The organism is Spirillospora sp. CA-128828 (assembly GCF_050945415.1).
Classification (GTDB): Bacteria; Actinomycetota; Actinomycetes; order Streptosporangiales; family Streptosporangiaceae; genus Spirillospora.
Window position 1 is genome coordinate 4,711,792 of the sequence record NZ_CP191986.1, and the last position, 15,185, is coordinate 4,726,976.

15 protein-coding genes are annotated in these 15,185 nt (G+C 70.3%); 6 read left to right on the forward strand and 9 right to left on the reverse strand.

What is annotated here, in order from left to right:
- The first annotated feature begins 60 nt into the window (after window positions 1-60).
- On the forward strand, window positions 61-1,065 hold the full coding sequence (locus ACQPXG_RS23095) for a LacI family DNA-binding transcriptional regulator (RefSeq protein WP_433469790.1): 1,005 nt from the start codon (window positions 61-63) through the stop codon (window positions 1,063-1,065).
- 97 nt (window positions 1,066-1,162) lie between these two features.
- Here ACQPXG_RS23095 and ACQPXG_RS23100 read toward each other — a convergent pair whose 3' ends face one another.
- Window positions 1,163-2,248: a DUF5937 family protein gene (locus ACQPXG_RS23100; protein ID WP_433469791.1), complete on the reverse strand. Its 1,086-nt coding sequence runs from the start codon at window positions 2,246-2,248 to the stop codon at window positions 1,163-1,165.
- Between the two features lie 99 nt (window positions 2,249-2,347).
- Here ACQPXG_RS23100 and ACQPXG_RS23105 point away from each other — a divergent pair, with 99 nt between their 5' ends.
- Window positions 2,348-3,628, forward strand: a complete 1,281-nt coding sequence (locus ACQPXG_RS23105; protein WP_433469792.1) for an MFS transporter — start codon at window positions 2,348-2,350, stop codon at window positions 3,626-3,628.
- Between the two features lie 161 nt (window positions 3,629-3,789).
- On the opposite strand, the gene ACQPXG_RS23110 is transcribed toward ACQPXG_RS23105, so the two are convergent.
- The 6 genes from ACQPXG_RS23110 to ACQPXG_RS23135 form a co-directional block, all read right to left on the reverse strand.
- Window positions 3,790-4,344 carry a DinB family protein gene (locus ACQPXG_RS23110; RefSeq protein ID WP_433469793.1) on the reverse strand — a complete coding sequence of 185 codons (555 nt, stop codon included), beginning with the start codon at window positions 4,342-4,344 and terminating at the stop codon, window positions 3,790-3,792.
- Window positions 4,345-4,641: 297 nt separating this feature from the next.
- Window positions 4,642-5,013: a VOC family protein gene (locus ACQPXG_RS23115; protein ID WP_433469794.1), complete on the reverse strand. Its 372-nt coding sequence runs from the start codon at window positions 5,011-5,013 to the stop codon at window positions 4,642-4,644.
- Window positions 5,014-5,242: 229 nt separating this feature from the next.
- A complete protein-coding gene (locus ACQPXG_RS23120; RefSeq protein ID WP_433469795.1) occupies window positions 5,243-5,716 on the reverse strand; it encodes an HAD domain-containing protein in 474 nt (157 codons plus the stop codon).
- A 99-nt stretch (window positions 5,717-5,815) separates the two neighbouring features.
- Complete coding sequence (locus ACQPXG_RS23125) at window positions 5,816-6,820, reverse strand: HEAT repeat domain-containing protein (protein ID WP_433469796.1); 1,005 nt, start codon at window positions 6,818-6,820, stop codon at window positions 5,816-5,818.
- A 6-nt stretch (window positions 6,821-6,826) separates the two neighbouring features.
- Complete coding sequence (locus ACQPXG_RS23130) at window positions 6,827-7,489, reverse strand: HEAT repeat domain-containing protein (protein WP_433470032.1); 663 nt, start codon at window positions 7,487-7,489, stop codon at window positions 6,827-6,829.
- A 567-nt stretch (window positions 7,490-8,056) separates the two neighbouring features.
- Window positions 8,057-8,407, reverse strand: coding sequence for an ArsR/SmtB family transcription factor (locus ACQPXG_RS23135; RefSeq protein WP_433469797.1), 351 nt, complete (start codon window positions 8,405-8,407; stop codon window positions 8,057-8,059).
- 123 nt (window positions 8,408-8,530) lie between these two features.
- Here ACQPXG_RS23135 and ACQPXG_RS23140 point away from each other — a divergent pair, with 123 nt between their 5' ends.
- The gene (locus ACQPXG_RS23140; RefSeq protein ID WP_433469798.1) at window positions 8,531-9,718 is read left to right on the forward strand and encodes an MFS transporter; all 1,188 of its coding nucleotides are present in this window, start codon (window positions 8,531-8,533) and stop codon (window positions 9,716-9,718) included.
- Between the two features lie 143 nt (window positions 9,719-9,861).
- Here the strand turns inward: ACQPXG_RS23140 and ACQPXG_RS23145 are convergent, their stop codons facing one another.
- Window positions 9,862-10,797 (reverse strand): LysR family transcriptional regulator, encoded by a 936-nt coding sequence (locus ACQPXG_RS23145; RefSeq protein WP_433469799.1) that lies wholly within the window; start codon window positions 10,795-10,797, stop codon window positions 9,862-9,864.
- A 134-nt stretch (window positions 10,798-10,931) separates the two neighbouring features.
- On the opposite strand from ACQPXG_RS23145, the gene ACQPXG_RS23150 reads away from it, so the two are divergent.
- Entirely contained in the window at window positions 10,932-12,203 is a 1,272-nt protein-coding gene (locus ACQPXG_RS23150; protein ID WP_433469800.1) for an MFS transporter, read from the forward strand.
- Between the two features lie 17 nt (window positions 12,204-12,220).
- Here the strand turns inward: ACQPXG_RS23150 and ACQPXG_RS23155 are convergent, their stop codons facing one another.
- Window positions 12,221-12,715: a winged helix-turn-helix transcriptional regulator gene (locus ACQPXG_RS23155; RefSeq protein ID WP_433469801.1), complete on the reverse strand. Its 495-nt coding sequence runs from the start codon at window positions 12,713-12,715 to the stop codon at window positions 12,221-12,223.
- A 107-nt stretch (window positions 12,716-12,822) separates the two neighbouring features.
- On the opposite strand from ACQPXG_RS23155, the gene ACQPXG_RS23160 reads away from it, so the two are divergent.
- Window positions 12,823-14,268 (forward strand): MFS transporter, encoded by a 1,446-nt coding sequence (locus tag ACQPXG_RS23160; protein ID WP_433469802.1) that lies wholly within the window; start codon window positions 12,823-12,825, stop codon window positions 14,266-14,268.
- A 301-nt stretch (window positions 14,269-14,569) separates the two neighbouring features.
- Window positions 14,570-15,172 carry a VanZ family protein gene (locus ACQPXG_RS23165; RefSeq protein ID WP_433469803.1) on the forward strand — a complete coding sequence of 201 codons (603 nt, stop codon included), beginning with the start codon at window positions 14,570-14,572 and terminating at the stop codon, window positions 15,170-15,172.
- Window positions 15,173-15,185: the final 13 nt, after the last annotated feature.

The window sequence follows — 15,185 nt, forward strand, 5'->3', positions numbered from 1 at the left end:
CCGCCGTGACCGGCCGGCATGCTGTGGCGCCGCCGTGGCCTCGCGCTGTACACATAGGGGATGGTCAACCGTCGTCCCACACTCGAGCAGGTCGCCGCACGGGCGAAGGTGAGCCGAGGCACCGCGTCCCGGGTGGTCAACGGCGACGGCAAGGTGAGCGCGCAGACTCGCGCCGCGGTACTCCAGGCGATCGACGAACTCGGCTACGTGCCGAACCGCGCGGCGCGCATGCTGGCCGCCCGGCGTACCGGTACGGTCGCGCTGGTCATGTCGGAGGAGCGGGGGCGGCCGTTCGAACAGCCCTACTTCGGCCACATCGTGCGCGGAATCAGCTCGGCCGTGACCGCGGCCGAAACGACGCTGACGCTGACGTTCACCCAGTCGTCCGCCGGCCGCGCGGACCTCGCCGACGCTCTACGTGCGCAGCGGGTGGACGGCGTGGTGATGGTCTCGCTGATCCGCGAGGACCCGCTTCCCAGCCTGCTGGAGCGCTACGGCGTTCCCGTCGTGCTGGGAGGCCGGCCGCACGACTCCGGTGCCGCACGGCCGGACTACGTGGACGCCGACAACCGGGGCGGAGCCCGGCGGGCCGTCGAGTACCTCATCGGACAAGGCCGCCGCCGCATCGCCACGATCGCGGGTCCGCGGGACACCTCCGTCGGCGTCGACCGCCTCGCCGGTTATCGGGAGGCGCTGTCCGGCGGCCGGGAACTGGTGGCCCACGGTGATTTCAGCGAGTCCGGAGGTGCCGGGGCGATGCTGCGGCTACTGGACCTGGAGCCGTCGCTGGACGCGGTGTTCGCCGCGTCCGACAACATGGCGCTCGGCGCGCTCCGCGTGCTGGAGCGGCACGGACGGCGCGTCCCCGACGACATCGCGGTTGTCGGATTCGAGGACGCGGGCGCGGAGCGGCGTGCCCGGCCAAGGCTCACCACCGTGCACCAGCCCACCGAGACGATGGGCCGGCGGTCGGCCGAGCTGCTGCTCAGCCGGATCCGCGGCATACCCGTGGCAGACGCACCGGTCATCTGCGACACCCGCCTCGTCGTCCGCGAGTCGGCCTGACCGCGCATCGGCCCATGGTGCGGGCGCCGGAACGACCGCTGATCAACGCGGTCCCGAGTGAGCCGTTCGTCGCCGCGTTCTCGCAGACCGAAGCTGCTCAGCGCAGTACGGCCGCCAGCAGGTCGGCCCCCAGCGCCGTCAGATCGGGCAGGTTGACGGTGTAACGGACGTAACGGCCGTGCCGCCGGGCCGTGAGCAGGCCCGCGCGGCGCAGGACAGCGAGGTGGCGGGAAACTTCCGGGGGTGAAAGTTCCCAGGCGTGGGCCAGCTCACCGGTGGTGTGCGGGCCGCGGGCCAGGGTGCGCAGCAGCCGCAGCCGTACCGGATGCGCGAGTGCCTCCAGCCGTAGCGTGACCGTTTCCAGCGATACCGGCTCCGATGGACTCGGCTCGGCGACGGGGTACTGCACCACCGGGTGCCACCCGGGCGCGTGGACCGCCACCAGGTGCGGGCGGCCGAAGACGCTGGGGAGGAAGGTGACCCCGGTGCCGTGGGCGTCGGTCGCGTTGTCCTGCAGCTTGTCCACGATGATGCAGTTGCCGTCCGGCGCCAGGGTGACGGCGCTGGAGATTGACGCGAGTGCCGCCCCGATGCCCTGGCGCTTCAGCAGGTCGTTCTTCAGGCGCAGGTCGGTGGCGATTTGCACGGCGACGCCCGTCCAGGCGGCGTCGAAGAAGGCCTCGGCGCACTGTTCGAGGGTGTGACGCATCCTCGCCCGCACGGCCGCGGGGTCCGCGAGCAGCCGTTCCGCGAAGGCCTCTTGGAGCGCGCCGCGGGCCTGGGCGAGGTCCAGGGCCCGCTCGCGCGCCGCCGCGTCGGCGAGCGGTGACGGCGCGGCGAAGTGGACCCGGTTGCTGCCGCACGTGGTGATGAGCGCGGCGGTCACGTAGGTTTCATCGTCGATCCGGTCCACATCGTCCAACTCCTCGGCGAGGGTCGGCCGGGGACGAGCGGGGACCAGGAAGTCGGCTCGTGAGGAACGCCAGAGGAACTCCGCCTCCCTGAGCCGCTCGGCCAGCTCCGGCCGCAGCCCGGCCCAGACGTCCCCGGCCCAGCCGGCGAGCTGCGGGTGGTGCCCGGGTTCGGCCAGCACGTGCAGCATCGCGGTCAGCTCGGCCAGCGGGGAGGCAGCGAACCGCAGGCGCCCGGACGGCAGGCCGCCGATGTCGATCCTCAACGTCATCCCTTCATTCTCGCTGGTCGGATGGCCGACGACCGCGTCGGTTGACGCTGTTCGTCAACCGACGCGGCCGGCCCGGCGGCCGAACGCACCGTTGACGCCATGGCAACCACCACCAAGATCCAGCCGCGTGCCTTCGTCCGTGCCTCCGGAGGCCCCCACTATGCCGTCGCCCTGGCCGTGGACGCGCTGGGCACCGGCCTGCTGCGGCCCTTTCTGCTGCTCTACGGCGTGACGGTGCTGAGGCTGTCCGCGCCGGTCACCGGCACCGCCATGACGGCCGGCATCGTCGCGGGTCTGGTGTGCATGCCCGCGGTGGGCCGGTGGCTGGACCGCGGCGCACGCAGCACGGTCGTCGCGGCGTCGATGCTGGTGCGGGTGCTGGGCGTGGCGCTGCTGCTGGCGGCCCCGGCGGGGCACGTCTGGCTTTTCGCGACGGCGGCACTCTTCCTCGGCATCGGCAACCAGGCATGGCCTGCCGCCCACGCCGCGCTCGTGGCCACGGTCGCCCACGGCCGAGAACGCGACACCGCCCTCGCAGGGGCCCGCGCCCTGCGCAACGCCGCCCTGGGCGTCGGAGCACTCCTCGCCACCGTATGCCTGGCGGGCGGCACCACCGCACTGCGGGCGCTGGCGGCTGTCACCGCGCTCGCCTACCTTGCCGCAGCCGCCCTGGCGTGGTCGGTCCACGTGCACGCACATCCAGCGGAGGCCGCCCCGGCGAAGGACCGGGACGACGAGCCCGCACCCCGGATGCTCGCGCTACTTGCCGCCAACGTGGTCTACGTCTTCTGCCTCAACGTCCCCGAGATCGCGATCCCTCTGGTCCTGGTGACGCAGTTCCACGCATCCCCGGTGTGGCCGGCAGCCGTCTTCGTGGCCAACACGGTGCTGGTCGTCACCCTGCAGGTGCCGGTCACCGTCCTGATGTCCCGCTTCTCCCGGCGGGCCGTGCTGGCCCTCTCCGGCGTGGTTCTCGCCGCGTCCTACCTCGGCTTCCTCGCGGCCACCTCACTGGGACAAGGCTGGGGTACCCCGGCCGTCGCCGCGGTGTCCGTGGTCTGCACCATCGGCGAGATCATCTACGCCGGAAGCGCCACCGCGCTCGTCACCGCACTCGCCCCGGCCCATGTCCTGGGACGCGCCCTCGGCCGCTTCCAGCTCTCCACAGGCTTCGGCCTCGCCGTCTCCCCGGGCGGTCATCACCGCTCTCGCCTCCCACGGCCCAGCCGCCCTCTGGGGCAGCCTCGCCGCTGCGACGCTCCTCTCCGCCTCCGCCGTCGCCACCGAGAAGGACCAAGGAACACGGCTCAGCGGTCGCTCCCGCCGAGCGCGAGCAGACTCGTGAGCCCGGCAATCGCCTCGGAGGACGGCTTGAAGTAGCGGCGGATGTTTAGCACCGCCCAAGCGGTCGAAGAGGGAGTGCACGGTCGGGTGCGGTGGGCAGGGGGATCGCCCGTGCACCGGGGCCGGAAGCTCGTGGCCGGGCAACACCGGCCTCTGTCGGCCAATGCCGCTTGGGCGTACGCCCGGCCTGTCCTCGTTCACATGCCCCTCGCCCCGTCGATGCGTTCGCGGAGCAGGTCTGCGTGACCGTTGTGCCGGGCGTACTCCTCGATCATGTGGATGAGCACCCAGCGCAGCGAGACCCGCCCGCGCCAGGAGTCGTGGCCCTCGACGTCAAGGTGAGGCGCCGCGGCGACATAGGCGTCGGCGAAGGCCACCTCCTCGTGCCAAGCCCGCCAGGCGCCGACGATGACCTCGGGGTCCGGTGCGGCGCCGTCGAAATCGCCGTCGGGGTTTTCGGTGGAAGAGAAGCGGGGGGACGCGTTCTGGCCGGCCAAGACCGTCCTGAACCAGCGGCGCTCGACGTCGGCGAGGTGCCGCACCAGGCCTAGGAGCGACAGAGTGGACGGCTCGACCGGTCGCCGGGCCAGCTCGGTGTCCAGACCCGTGCACTTCAGCTCCAGCGTCGCCCGCTGCGCGGCGAGGACATGGACGAGCAGCGTCCGCTCATCTCCGACGGCGGGGAAGGCGAATCGGCTGGATTCCTCGGCGTCGAAGAACTCGCTTCTCCTGCGGCGCGTCGTGTCGTCCATCTCGGCCTTTCTGACTCTGGTCGGACTCGTCCGGATCAGCGCCAAGGGTCAGGAGATCGCGCACCTGCACGACGCGTTCGATCCGATCTGCACCAGGGGCTTGAGGAGAAGCGTCCCCGGCAAGTTGAAGGGCGCCGAACGCCGCGGCCTGCAGGCGCCCTTGAACCAGATGCGTTCGGGCGACACGCTGACCGCCCAGGAGGACGACCGGCCCGGCCGTCGGCGCCGTCCGCAACGAAGCCGCGTGGAGCGCGCTCTGACGGTGTGGTTTCGGCGTTTGCCGGTCTGGGCCGATGCTCAGCTCAGGCGGGCTCGCAGGAGGCAGAATTCGTTGCCTTCGGGGTCGGCCAGACAGTGCCAGGACTCCTCGCCGGTCTGGCCGATGTCGACCGGGCGCGCCCCGAGCTTCAGGAGGCGTTCGAGTTCGGCGTCCTGATCGCGGTCGGTGGCGCTGACGTCGATGTGCAGCGGCAGCTTGCCCGCCTTGGCCTCGGTAGTCGGGCTGAGAACCAGAGTCGGCTGCAACCCGCCGAACCCTTCCCGTGGTCCGATCTCCACCGCGCCGTCTTCGGTGTCGAGCACGATGAAGTCCAGCACCTCGCACCAGAACTCCGCCAGCCGTTGTGGATCCCGGCAATCGATCACCAGTTCGGAAATGCGACAAGCCATGATCGGCACCCTACGGGGCATCAACCGCGCGCAGCCAGTTCTTTGACGGCCCAGGGCCGCGACACGGGTTCCACGAAGCTGTCATGAGGTACACGCGATCGCGTTGGTCCAGATCGGGCCCCTTGGTCGGCGGCACCGGTGGGGGCGCGGCCGGTTTGTCAGCCAGTGATGGCGGGGCCGCGCGGATGGTACAGGGGTCCAGTCGGGCCCCATGGGGTTTGTCAAGTGGTCAAAGGTTTGTGGCCCAGGCCAGAGCTTGGTCGATTGAATGGCGGGTGAGGCCCGTTGAGGGATCGATGGTGATGAGGAGGGTGGGTTCGGGGCGGTTGTCGGCCCAGGTGTGGGCTTGGGGGGTGTGGAGGTCGTCGATCCATGCGGTGGGTCGGTGGCAGGCCAGCCGGGCGACGAGTGGGACTTTGCCGCTGGGGTGAAAGGGGATGGGCGGCATGGTGAGGACAGGTAGCGGGGCAATGCCGAGCAAGGGGGCCAGAAGGCGGTTGGCGTTGTCGTTCCAGCTGGTCGCCCATGTGACGTCGTAGGCGCGGGTGAGTTCGGTGATCCAGATGCCATGTTCGGCATTGACCAAGACGGGGTCGTCGTCTTCTGGGAACAGGTGATGATCGGTGAAGCCGGTCGGGCGGCTGCTGTAGCCGTAGGGATTGAGGACTCCGTCGACGTCGAGGAAGAGCAGAGGCCGCGTCATCCTGAGATTGTTCCCGCCAGGCGGCCCGGGTGTGGGGAACATGGAGACTTCACCGATCTCCAAGCAAGCGGACGCACACAGCATCCCCTGAACGATCCGCTATCGTGCGCTGCGTATCCCAAGAATGTATGTCGCAGTGAGCGCAACGGCTCGGTCTTCGTCATGTGACAGATCTGCGAGGGCACGTGACGTCGTGATTCCCGGGATATCCGCGAGCGCCTGTGTCAGCCGTTGACGTGCAGACGATCCAATGGTGCGGCGTGCGAGGCGGTCAACGAGCCCGGTGGCGATCTGATCCGCCAACGCGGGATGGCCCGCCAGCGCGCTCAGTGCATCGGCTGCATCGGCATCGTTCGTCTCCTCGACGATCATGTCGATCAGCGTCGGGACGGCGTCGGCTACTCCACGTGCCCCGAGCGCCACGGCTGCATGCTTGCGGACCACGATGTCGGGGCTCGTAAGGGCGTCCTGCAGAAATGCGGTCGCCCCATCGTTCGGAATCTCGGCGATGGACTGGACGGCACGTTTCCGCACCTCGGCCACCGGTGAGCCGAGGCCCTCCGCCAGCGGCGCCAATCCGGCATCGCCCGATTGCGCCAGAGCCCATCGAAGGGCTCCGGCGACGTTCGGGTCCGTCTCGCTCAGCGCCGCCTCGACCAGTGCTTCCACTGGCACCCGAACCTTTTCGACTGAGGACAGGGCCGCGCGCTGGCGCTTTCCAGCGCTCTCCGACCCCAATGCCTGGAGGAGCGCAACGATCTGGAGGACGTCCTCCCAGTCGGCGGGTTCCGCGGCACCGATCCGGCGGAGACGTGTGAGCAACTCCGTCTCACCTGCGATGCGTTCCCGAGTCTGGCGGATGAGGTCGTCGACGAGCTCCGAGGGCTTGAAGCCCAGATCATCGAGCGCGCGCCTGACTTCACGCAGCGACAGTCCCAATGACCGCAGGCTCTCGATATGGAAGATCCGCCGGATGTCCTCGCCGGAGTACTCCCGATAGCCGGCGTCGGTACGCCCCGTTGGCCGCACCAGGCCGAGCGAATCGTAATGCCTGAGCATGCGGGCGCTGACCCCGGACCGTCGCGCCACTTCACCGATCAACACGGCCTGTCACCTTTCCTGATCGGTCGTGCCGAGGGCCACGATGCGCTTCGCCTCCTCGATCGCGAACTCGAATCCGGCATCCGGGTCGCGCAACAGCCGTTCCGTGGCGATCGCGTGCGCGCTCACGCGAGGGTCGAGATCCGTCATCGCAGCACGCAGAATCGGCAGGATCACCTCACCGAGCGCGATCAGCGCCCGGCTGAGGCTCAGCTGCATCGCACGTTCGCCGCGCCCCAGCTGTGTCGACAACACTGCGGCCAACTCGGGTTCTTCGCCTTCGGGCACGAGCACGACCGCTGCCCGCCAGGCGCTCCGCGCCACCTCATCGTCGGCGTCGGACAGAAGCGCCTGTGTGATCGCCGGCCACGCTCGCCGATCCCCGATCTTGGACAGTGTGTGCAGCGCCTGGCTTCGTGCCTGCGCCCGCTCCGAGCGGAGTTCATCGATGAGCTTTGGAACCGTCATTGGTGCCGAGTGGCGGGTGAGGGCCCACGTGAGCATGTCGCGCACGTGAAATTCGGGCTCGATCGCGCACCGTTCGATGAGCTTGTCGATGAACCCTGGGTCGGGGGTCGTGCCGACCGCCAGCGCGGCCCGCAGCCGCACCGACGAGTTGCTGTTCTCCAGTCCCCGGAAGGCCCGAACCGCATCCGCGTCCTGTTTCGGCATGGTCACCGGATCACCTCCTTGGCTGCAGTGAAGACCTTGTCACTGTGTCAAGGTCAAGCGGCGCGACGCCCTCGTGATCAGTCTGGCCGTCGGCGAACAGCCTCCCGCCTCATGACGGAGGCCTTCATCGAGGGGGCCCGCCCGGTCGACGCCGACGCCGTCAACCGCGACCTGTTGGGGTTCAAGGCCGTCCTCATCTGGTGGCGCCGCGAGGGCCGACCGGCCCGATCCTGGGGATCGAACGCCTGCCCGTGCCGCCGGACCGAACGAGGGTGCGGTCCCGCGTGCAGATCGTGGACCTGTCCGCGCTCAAGGTGTTGATCCGCGAGAAGGCGCTGTGGCAGTACCCATCCAGCGCTACAACACCCGGTGGGCGCCTGACGCACCACCGCCGAACTCCAGGTCAGGTCCCGCCACGTCCACCTGGCCACCCTTGGCTTCTACGTCCGTCTCGGCGAAGCCACCTCCGCGACCGTTGATCAGCCTCATCCTCTCGTTCGCGGCTGGTGACACGTTCGGTAACGGCACTGACATCTCGCCCGGTGCGCGTGCCGGGGGAGCCGGTGCCTACGGCGCCTCGACAGAGCCGGTGGCGGCGGTGTCGCGTGCTTGACGCTGTGCGCTCAGTACAGCGTCGAGCAGGCCGGGGAACAGTGCGTCGAGGTCCTCTCGGCGCAGCCGGACCAGCCGGGACCGGCCCTGCACTTTCGTCCACGTGACGCCGGCCTCGCGCAGCACGCGGTAGTGGTGCGACAGCGTCGTCTGATGCACGTCGATCTCGGCGCCGATCGCGTTGCAGAAGTCCTCGCCCATCTGGTCGAGCCGCAGGACGAGGTCCAGCCGCACCGGATCGGCCAGAGCGCGCAGCACCTCCACCAGGCGGATGGCCTCGGTCGCCGGCTGTGACACCTCACGCATCGCCGCCCCCTGTGTTCCGCACCCGCACACTATCAACACATGGATATATGGACAAGCATCCATATATTGCCTAAGGTTCCGCTCGGTACTTCCGAGGTTCCTCTGGAAAGGCGGCACCACCCGGTGTTGAAGCGACTTCTTCCCCTGGCCCTGGCGACCTTTGCCGTCGGCACCGACGGTTACGTCATCGCGGGCCTGCTCCCCGCCATCGCCACCGACCTGCAAGTCTCCACTCCCGCCGCCGGGCAGCTGGTGACGGTGTTCGCCCTGGTGATGGCTCTGTCGGCGCCTGTCATGGGCGCGCTCACCAGTGGACTGGACAGGCGGACCGCGCTGCTGATCGCGCTGAGCGTCTTCGTGGTCGGCAACGCCGTCACCGCCTTGGGCACCACCTACCAGGTCGTGATGATCGCTCGCATCGTCACCGCGGCCGGGGCAGGAATGATCAACTCCGCCGCCTCCAGCACCGCGGGGGCCATCGCACCCCCGGAACGCCGAGGCAGGGCACTGGCCTTCGTGCTGGGCGGTCTCACTTTGGCGACGGCGTTGGGTCTTCCGCTCGGCACGCTGATCGGCCGCACCGATTGGCACATCACCCTTTGGGCCGTCGCCGGGATCGGCCTCGTCGCGATCCTGGGAATCGCCGCCGGCCTGCCCAAGGTGAGGCTCCCCGCCGCCTCACTGGGCGACCGGCTGCGCCCGCTCAAGCAGGGCCGGGTCCTCGCGCTGCTGGCTGTCACCACGCTGGTCTTCCTTGGCGCCTACACCCTCTACACCTACATCGGCCCGGCCCTACAGGATGCGACCGGCGGCTCCGAATCGCTGCTCACCGTCATCTTGCTGGCCTGGGGGATCGGCGTCCTCACCGGAAACATCATCGCCGGACGGCTGGTCGACCGGCACGACCCAGCGCGCGTGTTGACCGGTCCCCTCATCGTCGCCGCCGTCGCCCTTGCCCTTACTTCGGTGGCGACCGCCACGCTCGTGTCCACCGTGGCATGGGCTGCGATCTGGGGTGCGGCCCTGGGCGTCATCGTCGTGCCCCAACAGCACCGACTCATCGCCCTCAGCCCGGCCGCAGCACCGGTTCTTCTCGGCCTCAACTCCTCGGCCATCTACCTCGGGATAGGCCTCGGCGGCGGCCTGGGCGGACTGGCCCAAGAGTGGTTCGCCATCGTGCCCGCCGCGCTCGGGCTGCCCGCCGCCGGTGTCACGACCCTGGCGCTGCTCTACCACCTGACCACCGCACGTCACCGTGTGCCCGCGGCCCATCAGCCGACCCCGTCCACCTCGGAGAAGGCCGAAGCGTGACGCCCCTGCTTGTGTCCGCAGAAGGGCCGCCGGGCGAGGTGGCGATGCCGGCGACCGTCCAGCCGCGCCTGTGGAGGGTCAGCTGATGAGCAGCCGAGACGTACGGGACGTTCGCCGTCTGGGCACGGCGGTGCAGAGGTCGTCTAACGCGGAATCACCCAGCTCGGCGCCCAGATGCCGACGTCGTCGCGGCGGACCCCTGTGTCGGTGAGGTGGGCACGGAGGGTGGCCAGCGCTGGGTGGGGGTTGTCGCGGTGCCAGAGCAGCGAATGCGGGTAGACGGGTGTGGGGTCGGTCACCGGCATGCGGCGCAGGCCATGGTCGGCGGGCCACACGAGGCGGGTCTGCCCGCCCATGAACGTGGCCAGGGCCGGGGTGTCGGCGACGGTGTCGAGGAGTGCGTCGGAGCCGAAGTTGGGGCCGGTCGCCTCGATGGTGAGGCCGAACTCGGCGACGAGGTCGTCGTAGTAGGCGGCCCACTCCGTACCGGCGACGATGCCGGGCATCCAGATCCGGTGCCCGGCCAGCTCGGCGATGGTCACCGACCGGGCGCTCGCCAGCGCGTGGGCCGGGCCGGTGAGGAGCTGGAGCGGCTCGTCGAGCACCCGGACGGACTCGATGTCCTGGGGCAGGGGCCGGCCGGGCACGGCGACGGCGCGGAAGGACGCGTCGATCGCGCCGGACCGGATGGCGCCGACGGCCGTCTCGATGTCGAACAGCATCACCACGTCGAGCTCGACCTCGGGGTGCGCGCGGTGGAAGCCGCGCATCAGGCCCGTCGCCGCGCCGCGCGAGGCGATCACGTCGACGCGCAGCGGACGGCGGCCGGTGCGCACGGACGCGACCGCCCGCTCGGCGACGCGCAGCAACTCGCGCGCGTGCGGCAGGAACGCCTGCCCGTCGATGGTGAGCTCGGCACCGCGCGGGGTGCGGGTGAACAGCCGCACGCCGAGGTCGCGTTCCAGCGCGGCGATGCGCTTGGAGACGGCCTGCTGGGTGACCGCCAGCTCGGCGGCGGCCTCCTGAAATCGCCCCGCCTCGGCGGCGACGACGAAGGTCCGGACGATGTCGAGGTCCATGCCGATACCCTATAGACACAACTCTTGGTTGTAGGTGGATGGCCTTGCGGTTGTTTGACCCCCTGCAATACCGCTCGCTTTGATGCATCCGGACGCGGATCAGTTGTGCGGGTAAGCGGCGAGGGGCATCGGACATGAGGAGCGGGCACCGGCAGGGACAGCTGCTCGGGCATCGGCTGGGACGGCCGTTCGGGTGGCTTTGGGCAGCGTACGGGACCAGCGCGCTCGGTACATGGCTCGCCTTCGGCGCGTTCCCGCTGATCGCCATCCAGGTGCTGCACGCCGGGCCGGCCGAGGTCGCCGCGCTCTCCTCCGCGGGGACGGCGGTAGGCGCGGCCATGGCGGTGCCGCTCGGCCCGTGGGTGGAGTTCCGCCGCAAGCGGCCGATGCTGATCGCGATGGACCTGGCACGGTTCGCGGCGCTGCTGACGATCCCCACCGCGTTCGCGTTCGGCGTGCTCACCTTCCTCCAGCTCCTGCTGGTCTCGGTCGTCGTCGCGGCGGCCGACATCACCTTCCGTGCCGCCTCAGGCGCGTACCTGAAGACACTGCTGCCGGCCGAGGGCCTGCTCGTCGCCAACGCCCGGTTCGAGTCCACGGCCTGGACGACCACGGTGATCGGCCCCCCGTTGGGCGGCGTCGCGATCGGGCTTCTCGGTCCGGTGGCGACGGTGCTTGCCGACGCGGTCAGCTACCTGCTCTCGGCCCTGGGCATCCGCGCGATGGGCGAGCACGAGGCGCGACCCGAACGCCGGGAGGCCGCGCGCATGCGGGCCGGGGACCTGCTCGACGGTTGGCGGTACATCCTCGCCGACGCGGCGCTGCGCCAGCTGTTCTTCAACACCGTCTTGTTCAACGGCCTGGTGATGGCCGCCCAACCGCTGCTGGCCGTCCTGATGCTCGGCCGACTCGGGTTCACGCCATGGCAGTACGGCCTGGCCTTCGCGGCGCCCGCGATCGGCGGGCTGCTCGGCTCGAGGCTGGCCCGACCGCTCGTTACCCGGCTCGGGCAGCACCAGGTCCTGGTCGTGGCCGGGGCGCTGCGCGCCCTTTGGCCCGTCGGCCTGGCCATCCTGGGGCCGGGAACCGGAGGGTTGCTGCTGGTGGTCGGCGTCGAGCTCGGGCTCATCTTCTGCTGCGGGGTCTTCAATCCCGTCTCCGCCACCTACCGCCTGGAGCGCACCGCGACCGACCGGGTCACCCGGACGCTGTCCGCCTGGGCGGTGACGACCAAGGCCTCGACCGCGCTCCTGACCGCCCTCTGGGGGGTGCTGGGCGGGCTGCTCGGCCTGCGTACGGCCATCGGCCTGGCCGGCGTGCTCCTGCTGGCGACCCCGCTGCTCCTTCCCCGCCGCGCGGCGGCACCTGTCTCGTCCGAGCCGGATCCGGCACCCACCCGCGCCTGACAAGCCACCAGGGCCGGTCAGCCCCTGGCCGGCAGGGCGGCGCGGGCGATGGCGTCGCGTTCGGCCGCCTCGCGTTCGGCGGCCGCCTGCTCCGCGGCGGCTCGGCGGTCGTAGGCGGCGCGGGCCGTGGCGATGGCGTTCTGGTGTTCCTCGGTCCAGACGACCAGGGCGCGGATGGTGCTGTGCAGGGTCGCGCCCATCGGCGTCAGCGCGTAGTCCACACGCGGCGGGACGGTCGGGTGCACCGTCCGGCTCACCAGCCCGTCGCGTTCCAGATGCCGCAGAGTGCGGGTCAGCATCCGCTGGCTGACCCCGTCGATCGCGCGGCGCAACTCGGTGAACCGCAGGCTGCGCTTGTCCAGCAGCGCGATCACCAGGAGCGACCACTTGTCGGCGACGCGGTCGAGGATCTGCCGCACCTCGCAGTCGGCGCGCTGGTCCCACTGGAGAACGTCGTCGTCGACGCCGGTATCCGCGCAGTAACCGAGGGACTCGAAAGTGCCGTCTTCCATGGTCACTGATGGTGCCTGACGATGCTGTCGGTTACAAGAGGGAACCGGCAGGCACTCGGGGAACCACCCCGGGACCGGTTCCCGCGACAAGAGGAAGCCGGGTACCGATGTCCGATTCCGTCAATGGATCCGATGGGCCGGCCCGCCTGGCGGGGCGTGCGTGGGGCGTCCTGCTGGTGCTGTGCGGCGCGATCTTCCTGGAGGGTATCGACGTGGCGATGCTCAATCTGGCGCTGCCGTCGATCCGCGCCGACCTGGGCCTGTCCACCGGGATGCTCAGCGGGGTCGTCAGCGCCTACGTGCTGGGCTACGGCGGGTTCATGCTGCTGGGCGGACGCGCCGCCGACCTGCTCGGCCACCGCCGGATGTTCCTGCTGTGGCTGGCGGTCTTCCTGGTCTTCTCCGGGCTCGGCGGACTCGCCACCGAGGGCTGGACGCTGCTGGTCGCCCGGTTCGTCACGGGTGTCGCGGCCGCCTTCATGGCCCCCGCCGGGCTGGCGCTGGTCACCTCCAACTTTCCGGAGGGGCCCGCGCGCACCAAGGCGCTTGGGGTCTACGCGGGGACGGCGGCGGGCGGGTTCTCACTCGGCGTGGTCGCGGGCGGCGCGCTCGCCTCGTTCGGCTGGCGATGGGTGTTCTTCGCACCGGTCATCCTGTCGGCGCTGATCCTGGTGGCGGCCCTGGCCCTCGTCCGCGACACGGCCGGCAAGCGCCCCTCGGGCGGTTTCGACCTGGCGGGGGCGTTCACCATAACCGGAGCGATGCTGCTGCTGGTGTACGGAGTGGTCCGGCTGGAGCACGCCGGCGACGGCCCTGGTCTGACCGCCGGCGTGTTCGCCGCAGGACTGGCGCTGCTGGGGCTGTTCACCGCGGTCGAGCGGCGGTCTTCGTCCCCGCTGCTGCGGCTGGGCATCCTGCGGACGGCGCCGCTGGTGCGCGTGAACGTGGCCGCGCTCCTGTTCCTGGCCGCGTTCGCGGGCTTCCAGTTCCTGGCAACCCTGTACTTCCAGGAGCTGCGCGGCTGGAACACGATGCAGACCGGCATGGCCATGCTGGTGATCGGCATCGACACCGTTCTCGCGCCCGTCCTGACACCGCGCCTGGTGAACCGCTTGGGCAACACCCGCGTGCTGTTCGGCGGCATCGTGCTCGCCGCGGCCGCGTACGCGCTGTTCCTTCCCGTCGGGATGGACTGGACCTACGCCACCATGCTTCCGGCGCTGCTCCTCCTCGGGCTGGCCTTCTCCCTGGCGTACGGGCCGCTGACCATGGCAGCCACCGACGGCGTCGCCGAGGACGAGCACGGCCTGGCGGGCGGCCTGCTCTACACCTCCATTCAGTTCGGTACGGCGCTCGGGCTGTCGGCCGTCACCGCCGTCAGCGTCGCCGCCGGCTCGGGCCTGGACGCCCTGCGCACCGCGCTGATCGTCCCCGTGACGGCGGCGGCGCTCGGCGCGATCGTCGTCGCGTTCGGCCTCCGTGAGCCCTCGGTACCGGACCACACGCCACCGAACGCGACCACCCAGGCCAGGTCCACCACGACCGCCGCCTGAGAAGAGGACCGATGGTGCGGCTTCGCCAGTGCGAGAACCTGCGAACGGATGTGCGGGCGTGACGGCGAGAAGTGTGTTGGTCACGGACGAGTCTTCCAACGCCTGCAGCAGCGGGCTGTCGAGATCACCAGCGGCGGCGCCGTCTCACTGCCAGCTTGCGCCGCTTCCTTGATACCGGGGAATCCGTGTATCGCGGGCGCATCGAAAAACGCATACGCCCGCGATATCGTCCTCCGGCTTCAATGCAGACATGGACCACGGCGCATCATTGTCAGCTCCAGCCCGTCGTACACGCAGGATCGTGATCGTCAGTCTGGCGATCCTCGGTGCGGCGCTCGCTGTGTTCGGCCCGGTCGACACGGTGCTGAGGATCCTCTACATGCCGATCCGCAGGCCAGGGTGGTACGTCTTGGTCGGCACGTTCAACGGCGTGGCACTTGTCACGGTGGCCGCACTGCCGTTTGCCGCGCTGGCGGTGTGGGCGCTGGCACGCCGTCGGAGTGCCGCCGGCGTCACGTCGGCGTGGCGGATGTCGCTGGCCGAGGTCGGCATCGTCTACGGGACGGTGCCGTGGGTCTGGATGATCATGCTGCCGGGCGACGAGGCCGGCGCCGTCGTGAGCCTGGTACCGCTGCGGGACCTGCTCACGATGGATACGGGCCAGGTCGTGGGCAACCTCCTGGTGTTCGCGGCGCTGGGGTTTCTCGCCCCGCTGCGCTTCGCGGCACTGGCATCGGTACCGCGAGTCCTGGCGCTCGCGGCAGGCTGCTCGGTCCTGGTCGAGGCCGCGCAGTACGTCCTGCAACTGGACCGGGTGTCTTCTGTGGACGACGTGCTGCTCAACACCGCCGGCGCCGGACTGGCTGCCCTGGCATCGCGCCGCTGGTGGCGCGCTACGGCCTGAACGTCATCAGACC